Here is a 13,389-nt window from a genome sequence, read left to right as displayed (position 1 = left end):
CAAGAAAATTCCCACCGGGAGACCTCACATCGAGGAAGGACATTCCGTTCGCCGTAGGCGTTCGTGGGGTTTGCGGCAACCCTACGTTACGAGACATGCATCAATTCATAAATGTGTCGCAAAAGGCGCTCCACATTTATTGGCAGTTCTCCGCAATGAGCCACGCTATTCATAAGATTGTCAGCAAAAGGCGCTGCCAATCTTATTTCATATCGCGGCATTCGCCGCATCACGGCATAAGTAAAGACAGCGATTTGTGCGCAAGCGCCCATCGCTGTCTTTACTTATGCCTATGCGCGGCTCATTGCTCGCGTAACTTTCAAGTTACTGAAATAAATATGAGAACATCTGGAAAGCGGCAGTTGACGAGCACAGAACAAACATTCGATTTGCTCTGTACTTTTTTTAATGGGAATGATATACTGAACGGGTAACAATACTAAAAAACTGGGAAGGCGTAGCAATTACACAGTTGACTGGTATATTTATAGATAAAAGCAGGAGTTAGAGATGGATCATTTTAAATTACATTCCGAATATCAACCCACCGGAGACCAGCCGCAGGCAATCGCGGAACTGGTAGAAGGTTTCCGGCAGGGCAATCAGTTCGAGACCCTGCTGGGTGTCACCGGTTCGGGTAAGACCTTTACCATGGCGAATGTGATCCAGGCCCTGAACAAGCCGACGTTGATCATAGCGCACAACAAAACACTGGCGGGGCAGCTTTACGGGGAGATGAAGGAATTTTTCCCGGAGAATGCGGTGGAATATTTCGTTTCCTATTACGACTATTACCAGCCGGAGGCTTATGTGCCGTCTTCGGATACTTATATTGCCAAGGATTCTTCCATCAATGATGAGATCGATAAGCTACGTCTGTCGGCGACCGCATCCCTGGCGGAACGCAGAGATGTCGTGGTGGTGGCCAGCGTGTCCTGTATCTATGGCCTGGGAAGCCCGGACGAATATCAGGATCTGATCGTATCTCTGCGCCCCGGAATGGTGAAGGACCGGGATGAAGTGCTCCGGGAGCTGATCGACATTCAATACAACCGCAATGATATGGATATCCAGCGTGCAACTTTCCGTGTCAGGGGAGATGTAGTGGAAGTGTACCCGGCACAGGGCGGAGACTATCTGATCCGTATCGAATTCTTCGGAGATGAGATTGATCGTATTGCAGAGGTGGAGCCTCTCACAGGGAAAATCCACGCAGAGTTGAACCATGTGGCAATCTTCCCGGCATCTCATTATGTGGTATCACAGGAGAAGATCAAGGCAGCCTGCGACAATATTGAAGAAGAGATGAAGGAGCGGGTGCAGTTTTTCAAGGGAGAAGACAAGCTGATCGAGGCACAGCGTATTGCTGAACGTACCAATTTCGACATCGAGATGCTCCGGGAGACCGGATTCTGTTCCGGCATCGAGAACTATTCCCGACACCTGAACGGACTGCCTGCAGGAGCACCGCCCATGACGTTATTGGATTTCTTCCCGGATGATTTTTTGATCATCGTGGACGAGTCCCATATGACGATCCCACAGATCCGCGGCATGTATGCCGGAGACCGCTCGAGAAAACAGACCCTGGTGGATTACGGTTTCCGTCTGCCCTCCGCACTGGACAACAGACCCCTGAATTTTGAGGAATTTGAATCCCATATTGACCAGATGATGTTCGTATCCGCGACACCTTCCGATTATGAGAAGGAGCACGAACTGCTTAGGACAGAGCAGATCATCCGGCCTACGGGACTGCTGGATCCCGAGGTACAGGTACGCCCTGTGGAAGGACAGATCGATGACCTCATCGGCGAAGTAAATAAAGAGGTCGAAAATCACCACAAGGTATTGATTACCACGCTGACCAAGCGCATGGCGGAAGACCTTACGGATTACATGAAGGAAGTCGGCATCCGGGTAAAATATCTGCATTCCGATATCGATACGCTGGAGCGTGCACAGATCATCCGTGACATGCGGCTGGATGTATTTGATGTGCTGGTAGGTATCAACCTGCTCAGAGAAGGACTGGACATTCCGGAGATCACACTGGTAGCAATCCTGGATGCAGATAAGGAAGGATTTTTACGTAGTGCTACCTCCCTGATCCAGACCATCGGACGTGCTGCACGTAATGCGGAGGGACATGTCATCATGTACGCGGATACCATTACGGATTCCATGCGGGAAGCGCTGGATGAGACCAACAGACGTCGTGAAATCCAAATGAAGTATAATGAAGATCACGGCATCACACCACAGACGATCAAGAAGGCAGTCCGTGATCTGATCAGCATTTCCAAGGTGATTGCCAAGGAAGAAGTCCGTTTCGAGAAGGATCCGGAATCCATGACAAAGAAGGAACTGGAGAAGCTGATCGGCGAGATCCAGAAGAAGATGCAGAAGGCAGCCGCAGATCTGAACTTTGAGGCGGCCGCAGAGCTGCGGGATAAGATGATAGAACTGAAGAAACAGCTGAATGATATGGGGGGGAATCGATGAGAGAACAGAAGAAAACGGTGGCTGGTGCAGTAGAGCGGATTTTCCTAATATTATTCGGGAGCCTGTTGATCATTGTTACGGGAATATGCGTGCAAAAACCACAGCATAATTTAATACCGACAAGAATGATAGCATTTACGCTGGTCTGGCTGATCATTTTATACTTGGGCAGATGTATTCTTGGATTTGTTGCAGGCTGGATAAAACATCGGAAAAAAGAAAAATTGCTGGATGTATTGCTGGTTGTTTTCTTTTTGATGTGGGCGCTGCTTTTATTTTTGACAGGATGTACGGCAAGATGTTATCCGCATACGGATTTTGAAAATGTTTATAGAGCGGCGGATGCTTTGGCGAGAAAACAGGAAGTTGATAACTGGGTGTATTTTTCCAGATGGACCAACAACCGTTTTCCGATGTTATTTCTTTCGGGTCTGTTATGTGCAGGATATCACATGGGATTTGAAGATGCATATTATTTTGTATTGGCTTATCAGGTGATTCACATTGTAATAACCGCAGCATGTTTATATCACCTTGCCGGAAGCAATAAGACCGAAATGAGTCTGACGAATTCTTTAACGGTGCTTATGCTACTGTTTTTGTTCACTCCAGTATGGGGAAATGTTGCCTTCTTTTATACGGATCAGCTGAGCTTCGGCTATAGTATTATAGCTTATACGTTTGTATCCGAAGCAATAAAAGGTAGATATACACCCTATGCAAAATATGCACTCCTGATAGCCGGCGGCGTCCTCTGGGCAATTGCTTTTCAAATAAAAGTAACAACAGCGATTCCGCTGATGGCAATAGCTGTTGCTGTGATAATCAGAAAAAAATATGTTAAGCAGCTGAAAGCTTTATTAGTTTTTGTATTAGCTTTTTTGTTGACGTTTGCCATAGGCACCATGAGAGTGAAGGTGTTACCCTGTGAAGCGAATGTAGAACGGGATTCTGATCCGATTTTATATTGGGTTGCGTTAGGGTTACATGGTGATGGCAGTCATGCGGCAAATGAGGATTTTGCGATACTGTGTGAAGCGGCAGGAAGTAAAACAGAGAGAGAGTATATTGTAAAGGAAAAGCTAAGACGGGAATGGAGACAGTTCTTTGACAGTGATCATATTATTGCAAAGATAAGATGTAATTTTGCCTGCGGTGATGTCGGGGCAAGCGGTTATATGAGGTTCCCATATAAAGAAGGAAATATTGTGTATGAATTGATATCATGGGACGGTAAATTTTTTTGGAAATATGCCTGCTTGTCTACAAGTTATTTATTCGCCTTATTCCTGTTAACAGCTATCGGCGCGTTTAGAGGAGCATTCGGCAACAAAATGAATTTTACAACAATGACAGCCTATGTGACAGTAATTGGAATTATGCTGTTTTTGATGTTGTGGGAGGCACAGAACAAGCAATTGTTTAATCAAACCGGATGGATCCTGCTGGCTGCCTGCCACGGGCTCCTGACGATGGGAACTCCAAAGAAATGTTTCGTGGGACGAAACAAAAAATAGAAGGAGAATGTAATGGAAGAAGCAAAGAAGATGCGCCCGAGAGAGTACATTAAGATCCGCGGCGCCAATGAACATAATCTGAAAAATATTAACGTAGATATCCCCAGAAACGAACTGGTGGTATTGACCGGTATGTCCGGTTCCGGTAAGTCGTCCCTGGCATTCGATACAATCTATGCGGAAGGACAGAGACGCTATATGGAATCCCTGTCCTCCTATGCGAGACAGTTCTTGGGACAGATGGAGAAGCCTAACGTGGAGAGCATCGAGGGGCTGTCTCCTGCCATCTCCATCGACCAGAAATCCACCAACCGTAACCCTCGTTCCACGGTGGGTACCGTAACAGAGATCTACGATTATTTCCGTCTGCTGTATGCGAGGATCGGTATTCCCCACTGCCCGAAGTGCGGAAGAGAGATCTCCAAGCAGACTGTGGACCAGATGGTGGATCAGATCATGAACATGGGAGAAGGTACGAAGATCCAGCTGCTGGCACCGGTGGTCAGAGGCCGTAAGGGTGAACATGCCAAGGTGCTGGAGCGTGCCAAGAGAAGCGGCTATGTCCGGGTCCGGATCGACGGCAGTATGTATGAACTGACGGAAGAGATCAAGCTGGACAAAAATATCAAGCATAACATCGACATCGTAGTAGACAGACTGGTAGTAAAGGACGGTATCCAGCGCCGACTGACCGACTCTATTGAGAACGTGCTGGAGCTGGCGGAAGGACTGCTGGTAGTGGATGTGATCGGAGGAGAACCGGTGACTTTCAGCCAAAGTTTTTCCTGCCCTGACTGCGGTATCAGTGTCAGCGAAGTGGAGCCCAGAAGCTTTTCCTTTAACAATCCTTTTGGTGCCTGCCCTGCCTGCTTCGGACTGGGATATAAGATGGAATTCGACGAGAATCTGATGATTCCGGATAAGAGGCTCAGCATCAATGAGGGGGCCATCACCGTCATGGGCTGGCAGTCCTGCGCGGACAAGTCCAGCTTTACCAACGCTATTTTACAGGCACTGGCAAAGGAATATCATTTTGACCTGGATACGCCTTTTGAAGATTATCCGCAGAAAGTTCATGACATTTTGATCCACGGAACGAACGGCAAAGAGGTGCTGGTGCATTATACCGGTCAGCGTGGCAGTGGTATATATCCCGTCGCCTTTGAAGGTCTGATCAAAAATGTGGAGCGCCGTTACCGTGAGACCGCTTCTGAGAGCTCCAAGCAGGAATACGAGACATTTATGCGTATTACTCCCTGTAAGGAATGTAAGGGCATGCGTCTGAAAAAGGAATCCCTGGCAGTTACAGTATGCGATAAAAATATTTTCGAGATCACTTCCATGTCCATCCGGGATCTGCAGAAGTTCCTGGACACCATGACCCTGACGAAACAGCAGCAGTTCATCGGCGAGCGTGTGTTGAAAGAGATCCGCGCCAGAGTAGGCTTCCTGGTGGATGTGGGGCTGGAGTATCTGTCTCTGGCGAGGGCTACCGCTACTTTGTCCGGTGGTGAGGCACAGCGCATCCGTCTGGCAACCCAGATCGGTTCCGGCCTGGTAGGTGTATGCTATATCCTGGATGAGCCCAGCATCGGTCTGCACCAGAGAGACAATGACAAATTGCTGAATACCCTGAAGAACCTGCGGGATCTGGGCAATACTCTGGTAGTGGTAGAACATGATGAAGATACCATGCTGGCAGCGGATTATATCGTAGATATCGGTCCCGGTGCCGGCTCCCACGGAGGTGAAGTCATCGCTTGTGGTACCGCAGAGGAGATCATGCAGATCCCGGAATCCATTACGGGACAGTACCTCAGCGGCAAAAAGCGGATTCCTGTACCGGAGACCAGACGTACACCTGCCGGCTGGATCAAAGTATTGGGAGCACAGGAAAATAATCTGAAAAATGTAGATGTGGAGATCCCTCTGGGCGTGATGACCTGCGTTACCGGTGTGTCCGGATCCGGCAAAAGCTCGCTGGTGAATGAGATCCTCTACAAGCACCTGGCAAGAGAACTGAACCGTGCCCGCTGCATCCCCGGTAAACATAAGGGAATCGAAGGCGTGGAGCAACTGGACAAGGTCATTAATATCGACCAGTCTCCCATCGGACGTACCCCCAGATCCAACCCGGCTACCTACACCGGAGTGTTTGATCTGATCCGTGACCTGTTCGCTTCCACCGCAGATGCCAAGGCGAAAGGCTACAGCAAGGGGCGTTTCAGCTTTAATGTCAGGGGCGGACGATGTGAAGCCTGCGGTGGTGACGGTATCATTAAGATCGAGATGCATTTCCTGCCGGATGTCTATGTCCCCTGCGAGGTCTGTGGCGGCAAACGCTACAACCGTGAGACACTGGATGTGAAATACAAGGGCAAGAGCATTTTTGATGTGCTGGACATGACGGTGGAAGAAGCACTGCCTTTCTTCGAAAATGTGCCTTTTATCCGCAGGAAGATTGAGACCCTGTATGACGTGGGACTTTCCTATGTAAAGCTGGGACAGCCCTCCACCACCCTGTCCGGCGGTGAGGCACAGCGTATCAAACTGGCAACCGAACTCTCCAGGAGAAGTACCGGTAAGACGATATATATTCTGGATGAGCCTACCACAGGACTGCATTTTGAGGATGTGCACAAGCTGGTGGAGATCCTGCACAGACTGGCAGACGGCGGCAATACGGTAGTTGTCATCGAGCATAATCTGGATGTGATCAAGACCGCGGATTATATCATTGATATGGGACCGGAAGGCGGAGACCGTGGCGGCACAGTGATCGCCCAGGGTACCCCGGAAGAGATCGTAAAGGTGAAAAAATCCTACACCGGATACTATGTGAAAAAGATGCTGGAGAAGGAGCTACGATAACTATTCAGCCTCCATTTGCAAAAATTCGACAAATAGTCGATGATATTTGCATGGTTCTGAATAGTTATAAAAATTAATATTTACCCTCTATGAAAATGGGAAAAATTCAGTTATAATATGATATATATGACTAAAAGAGCGTGTAGAGTCAAGACTTATAGATAGATACCATCGGAAAGGGGTAATAAAAAATGCAGTGCACAGATATCGGAATTGATTTAGGTACCGCCAGCATTCTGGTATACATCAGAGGAAAGGGTGTCGTATTGAAGGAGCCCTCTGTTGTAGCTTTTGATAGAGATACGAATAAGATTAAAGCCATCGGTGAGGACGCGAGACTGATGCTGGGAAGAACTCCCGGCAATATCGTAGCGGTTAGACCGTTACGTCAGGGCGTTATCTCCGACTATACCGTAACAGAGAAAATGATGAAGTATTTTATCCAGAAGGCGCTGGGTAAGAGAACCTTCCGTAAGCCCCGTATTGCTGTCTGCGTACCCAGCGGTGTTACGGAAGTAGAGAAAAAGGCAGTAGAAGACGCTACTTATCAGGCAGGTGCCAGAGAGGTATCCATCATTGAGGAGCCCATTGCAGCCGCTATCGGTGCCGGAATCGATATTTCCAAGCCCTGCGGTAATATGATCGTAGATATCGGTGGTGGTACTTCCGATATCGCGGTAATCTCCCTGGGAGGTACCGTAGTCAGCGCTTCCATCAAGATCGCAGGTGATGATTTTGATGAAGCCATCGTTCGTTACATGCGTAAAAAACATAATCTGCTCATCGGTGAGAGAACCGCAGAAGATCTGAAGATCAAGATCGGTTCCTGCTATAAGAGAGCAGAAGTAGACTATATGGATGTCAGAGGACGTAACCTCGTTACCGGTCTGCCGAAGACCGTCAAGGTATCTTCCGAGGAGACCGAGGAAGCATTGCGGGAGACTACTGCACAGATCGTGGAGACGATTCACAGCGTACTGGAGAAGACTCCCCCTGAGCTGGCAGCCGATATTGCGGACAGAGGAATCGTTCTGACTGGCGGTGGAAGCTTACTTCGTGGTCTGGAGGATCTGATCTCTGCCAAGACAGGTATCAACACCATGACAGCAGAGGATCCTATGACAGCCGTAGCTATCGGAACCGGTAAATACGTAGAGTTTCTTGCAGGATACAGAGAGAATTAATAAAGCAAATGGCAGGATGCCGAACATTTGTCGAAGGATCGATATCGCAAATGGAGGATACGAATGGTTAAAGGTCTATATACCGCATATACCGGTATGTTAAACGAACAGAACAGAATGGATATCATGACCAATAATCTGGCGAATGCGTCTACTGTCGGCTATAAAAAGGAAGGCTCTACCAGCCAGTCTTTTGATGATGTATTGACAGTTAAGATCAAGGACCAGTCAGTGGGCATGAGAAATGCCCAGAAAATCGGTATCAAGAATCCCGGTGTGAAGATCGGTGAGAACTATACCGACTATTCACAGGGATCCTTCCGTATTACCGGCAATACCTATGACCTGGCATTGTCCGGAGAAGGATTTTTTGCCATCGAATTTACCAATAAGGCAGGGGAGACCGATACCAAGTATACCCGTGCCGGACAGTTTACGCTGAATAAGGACGGCTACCTGGTAACCGAAGAGGGTGATTATGTCTTAGATACCCAGAACAGGCGGATCCGGTTAAATACTCTGATCGATTCTTCTATTACCGATGACGGTACCATTTATCAGAATGGTCAGGCAATGGCGAAGATCCAGGTGACGGATTTCGCAGACTATGACTATCTGGAAAAATATGGTGAGACATACTATCAGCCAATTCAGGGAGCACAGACCATTGCTTCCAATGCCCAGGTGAAATCCGGTTATCTGGAGATGGCGAATGTACAGATCGTATCCGAAATGGTAAATCTGATCTCCATTACCCGTGCCTATGAGTCAAATCAGAAGGTAGTGCAGACCATTGACGACACTCTGGATGTGGCAGTGAACCAGATTGGCAGAGTCCAGTAATCTAAAATAAAAAATAGCCGATATATAGATATAGTATGATTTCAGGATGAAAAACCGGGTCATGGAGGACATAAGGGACAGCTTGAGAGGAGACTACATATGGTCAGAAGCTTATGGACAGCAGCGACCGGCATGATCGCACAACAGACAAATGTGGATACCATTGCCAACAATCTGGCAAATGTCAATACCACAGGTTACAAGACACAGGCCAATGAATTCAAGAGCCTGTTATATCAGAACATTCAGACGAAGACCACCTCAGCGAATGGAGATACCAAGCCCAGCAGCGCACAGGTGGGACTCGGTGTAAGAAACGCATCCATCAGTTCCGTATTTAAGGAGGGAAACCTGACTGCATCCGACAGTGATACAGCATTTGCTATTGACGGAAAGGGATTTTTCGCAGTGCGCGGTGCAGACGGCAACACTTACTATACGAGGAACGGTAATCTGAAGTTTACACTGGCGTCCAACGGCGGTAATATGCTGGCAACCTCCGAAGGACTTCCGGTACTGGATACCCAGGGAAGACCTATTGTGCTTGGCAACAATTATGTAATGAGTAAGATCACGGTCAGCAAGGACGGAAGCCTGTGTTATCCCGATGCACAGAACAATCCTCAGCCCATTGGTATCACTATCGGTGTATTCCAGTTCAACAATCCCAACGGACTGGAGAGACTGGCAGACAGCCTGTATCAGCAGACCGCAGCCAGCGGACAGGCGATTAACGAAGCTACCAACAATAACGTGGAACGAAGCAGCATCATTCAGGGATATCTGGAAAGCTCCAACGTACAGGTCGTGGATGAAATGGTCAACATGATCGTGGCACAGAGAGCTTACGAACTGAATTCCAAAGCAATCACAGCGTCCGATGAGATGTTACAGCAGGCGAATAACCTGCGTAGGTAATGAGCAATGCCAAACCGGAAGATGACGATCTGGCTGCTTGCAGACAAGAGCGTCAGATTGCGGTTTGATAGGGCGAATGCCCGACATCGAAGGAAACGCGAAGCGTATAGAAAGGCTAAATTATGGATATTAGCAGTTTATACGGGAGCTCTGCTTTAGACAGCACCGCTTATACCAACGCGGCGAACCAGACGGCTTCCAAATTACAGGATAAATTAAACAGTGCAGATTATTCCAAAGCGACCGATGATGAACTCATGGATGCCTGCAAACAGTTCGAGGCCTATTTCGTAGAGCAGATGTTCAAAGAGATGATGAAGACGATCCCGGAGAGTGACAGCACCTCTTCTTCCAACTCTCAGCTGATGGATTATTACAAGGATGAGATGGTACAGCAGATCGCTTCGGATTCCACAGAGCAGAACAGCCTGGGACTGGCACAGATGCTGTATGAACAGATGAAGCGCAATTATAATCTTGAGTAACTATTTCGGGCTGCCGTTCCCGGCAGCCCCTTTCTTAAATCTATCACCGCAGCAGCGGTTTTCTCTTACGTTTTCGTAGAGATCAGCCACATGTAACAGAACATACACCGGAATGAGGAATGGAAATGGATAACATTACAGGATATGTAGATCATATTGTCTATCAAAACAGTGATAATGGATATACAGTCATGGCACTGGTGGCAGAGGGAGAAGAAGTGACCTGTGTCGGTATGTGTAAAGGCTTAGGACAGGGAGAAAATATTTCTGCGGAGGGTGAATACATAGAGCATCCGGTCTACGGCAGACAGTTCAAGATACAGACCTATGAGACTGTGGCACCCACCGATCGCGCCGGCATGGAACGCTATCTCGGATCCGGAGCGATCCGGGGTGTGGGCGAAGCACTGGCTGCCAGAATCGTGAAAAAATTCGGAGATGATACTTTCCGGATTATAGAGGAGGAACCGGAACGGCTGGTGGAAGTAAAAGGAATCAGCGAACGGAAAGCCCAGGAGATTGCTGTTCAGATGGAAGAAAAAAAAGACCTCAGAGAGGCCCTGGTCTATCTGCAGCAGTATGGTATCAGCAATACCCTGGCTGTGAAAATATATAACACCTATGGAATGGAAATGTACAGCGTGATGCGTGAGAATCCTTACAGACTGGCGGAGGATGTCAGTGGAGTGGGATTCCGCATTGCTGATGAGATCGCCGGGAGGATCGGTATCCACACCGATTCCGATTACCGCATCCGGAGTGGAATCTTGTATACACTACTGCAGGCGGTGGGAGAAGGACATTGCTTTCTGCCGTTGGAACTTCTGCTTCGCAGAGCATCGGAACTGTTGGGAGTATCAGAGGAAAATATCCGCCCGCAGGTGGATAATCTGATCATGGACAGGAAGCTGGTGGCAAAAGGAGATGCGGTTTTCGCGGCGGCATATTATTATGCGGAACTGAATTGTGCCAATATGCTTCGGAACCTGAATATTCCCATGCTGGAGGCAGAAAATCTTCCCGCACAGGATATGGCAATCCGTAAGAGACTGGAGCGTATGGCGGAAAACCTATCCATGGAACTGGATGAACTGCAGCTGAAAGCAGTGGAGGAAAGCATAAAGAATGGTCTCTTTATTTTATCCGGAGGACCCGGCACCGGAAAAACGACAACCATCAATATGATCATCCGTTATTTTGAGTCGGAGGGAATGGACATATTCCTGGCGGCGCCCACGGGGCGTGCAGCCAAGAGAATGACAGAAGCGACCGGTTTTGAAGCGAAGACGATCCATCGTCTATTGGAACTAAACAGTGCCTTGTCAGATGATGATACCAGAAGAGCCAACTTTGAACGGAATCAGGAGAATCCCTTAGAGGCAGATGTAGTGATCATTGATGAGATGTCCATGGTGGATATTCAACTGTTCCAGGCACTCTTAAAAGCCATTTTGCCGGGAACGAGACTCATTCTTGTTGGGGATGTGGACCAGCTGCCCAGCGTGGGACCTGGTCAGGTGCTGCGGGATCTGATGAACAGCGAAGCCTTCCCCATGGTAACTTTAGAGAAAATCTTCCGTCAGGCGGGCGAAAGTGACATTGTAGTCAATGCACACCGTATCAACAAGGGAGAACAGATCGCTCTGGACAATAAATCTCGGGACTTTTTTCTGTTGGAGCGAAACGATGTGAATGTTATTTATAAACATATGATCCAACTGATCCGGGAGATGCTGCCCAAATATGTAAATGCCACACCCTTCGATATTCAGGTACTGACGCCCATGCGGAAAGGAAGCCTGGGTTGTGAGACATTGAACGGTATCTTACAGAGGTACCTGAATCCGGCGGATCCTCATAAAAAAGAACATTCTTATGGGAATACCGTCTTCCGCGAAGGTGATAAGGTCATGCAGATCAAAAATAACTACCAACTGGAGTGGGAGATCGTGGGCAGATATAACATTCCCATTGATAAGGGCATGGGTGTCTTTAACGGAGACATGGGAAGAGTCCTGGAGATCAATGAGACAATGTCTACACTTCTCGTGGAGTTTGATGATGGCAGGAGGGTCAATTATCCATTTTCCGGGCTGGAGGAACTGGAGCTGTCCTATGCCATTACGATCCACAAGTCTCAGGGTAGTGAATATCCCGCAGTGATCCTGCCGCTACTCGGAGGTCCCAGAATGCTGTTTAACCGTAATCTTCTGTATACGGGAATCACAAGAGCCAGGAACTGTGTTACGATCTTAGGCAGCAGCGAGACGGTGAGGAATATGATCGACAATGTCAGTGAGAACCGCAGATACACGGCATTGGAAAGTCGAATCAGGGAGATCTGCGGCCTGCCGGAGGGGATATAATTATGATATGGAAGCTATTGTTTCCCACCAGATGCCCGGTGTGTGACAGAATCGTGAAACCTTTCGGGGAGAAAATCTGCCTGGAATGTCTTCCGAAGCTCCGCACAGTGACTCCTCCCTGGTGCATGAAATGCGGAAAAAAGATACAGGGAGATGAAGAACTCTGCATGGACTGCAGAGGCAGAAAGCATATGTTTGACCGTGCCAGAACACTGTATGAATACGGCACGGCGGCTCCGTCTCTCTATCGCTTTAAATACAAAGGGAGACAGGAATACGCGGATTTCTACGGAGAGGAAATGGGAAAATACTTAGGAGAGTTTATTCGCAGAGTTTCGCCGGACGTGCTGGTACCGGTGCCACTGCACCGGAAGAAATTAAAGTCGCGCGGGTATAATCAGGCAGCGTGCCTTGCCAGAGCATTGGGGAAGAGTCTAAATCTTCCAGTGGATGAAAAGCTGGTAAAAAGAATACGGAATACGGCACCGATGAAACGACTGAATCCCACGGAAAGGCAAAATAATTTGAAAAAGGCTTTTAATATAGGCAGAAATGATGTAAAATTATATGACCGGATTATTCTGGTGGATGATATTTATACAACCGGTACCACGCTGGATGAGATCTCAGCACTATTAAAATCCTACGGCGTATCTGAAGTGTATTGTGTTACGTTGGCATGCGGCGCCGGATTATGATG

General features: G+C 48.0%; 9 protein-coding genes. All 9 read left to right on the top strand.

Going from position 1 to position 13,389, the window contains the following annotated elements:
- The first annotated feature begins 510 nt into the window (after window positions 1-510).
- The gene (gene uvrB, locus ACTRDR_RS09540; protein ID WP_440527180.1) at window positions 511-2,505 is read left to right on the top strand and encodes an excinuclease ABC subunit UvrB; all 1,995 of its coding nucleotides are present in this window, start codon (window positions 511-513) and stop codon (window positions 2,503-2,505) included.
- A complete protein-coding gene (locus ACTRDR_RS09535) occupies window positions 2,502-4,022 on the top strand; it encodes a hypothetical protein (protein WP_440527179.1) in 1,521 nt (506 codons plus the stop codon). Before uvrB ends, ACTRDR_RS09535 begins: the two co-directional genes overlap by 4 nt.
- A 12-nt stretch (window positions 4,023-4,034) precedes the next feature.
- Window positions 4,035-6,893, top strand: coding sequence for an excinuclease ABC subunit UvrA (uvrA, locus tag ACTRDR_RS09530; RefSeq protein ID WP_440527177.1), 2,859 nt, complete (start codon window positions 4,035-4,037; stop codon window positions 6,891-6,893).
- A 191-nt stretch (window positions 6,894-7,084) separates the two neighbouring features.
- Complete coding sequence (locus ACTRDR_RS09525; protein ID WP_176865993.1) at window positions 7,085-8,077, top strand: rod shape-determining protein MreB; 993 nt, start codon at window positions 7,085-7,087, stop codon at window positions 8,075-8,077.
- 63 nt (window positions 8,078-8,140) lie between these two features.
- Window positions 8,141-8,920, top strand: a complete 780-nt coding sequence (locus ACTRDR_RS09520) for a flagellar hook-basal body complex protein (RefSeq protein WP_176865995.1) — start codon at window positions 8,141-8,143, stop codon at window positions 8,918-8,920.
- A gap of 99 nt (window positions 8,921-9,019) precedes the next feature.
- Window positions 9,020-9,838: a flagellar hook-basal body complex protein gene (locus ACTRDR_RS09515; protein ID WP_176865997.1), complete on the top strand. Its 819-nt coding sequence runs from the start codon at window positions 9,020-9,022 to the stop codon at window positions 9,836-9,838.
- 122 nt (window positions 9,839-9,960) lie between these two features.
- Window positions 9,961-10,323, top strand: a complete 363-nt coding sequence (locus ACTRDR_RS09510) for a rod-binding protein (protein ID WP_176866000.1) — start codon at window positions 9,961-9,963, stop codon at window positions 10,321-10,323.
- Window positions 10,324-10,448: 125 nt separating this feature from the next.
- Entirely contained in the window at window positions 10,449-12,689 is a 2,241-nt protein-coding gene (gene recD2, locus ACTRDR_RS09505; protein ID WP_440527175.1) for an SF1B family DNA helicase RecD2, read from the top strand.
- A 2-nt stretch (window positions 12,690-12,691) separates the two neighbouring features.
- Complete coding sequence (locus tag ACTRDR_RS09500) at window positions 12,692-13,387, top strand: double zinc ribbon domain-containing protein (RefSeq protein ID WP_176866004.1); 696 nt, start codon at window positions 12,692-12,694, stop codon at window positions 13,385-13,387.
- Window positions 13,388-13,389: the final 2 nt, after the last annotated feature.

This window comes from Simiaoa sp., assembly GCF_051972595.1.
Classification (GTDB): Bacteria; Bacillota; Clostridia; order Lachnospirales; family Lachnospiraceae; genus Acetatifactor; species Acetatifactor hominis.
Note: the sequence above shows the minus strand (reverse complement) of the source record. Positions and strands in the feature narration are given on the sequence as shown.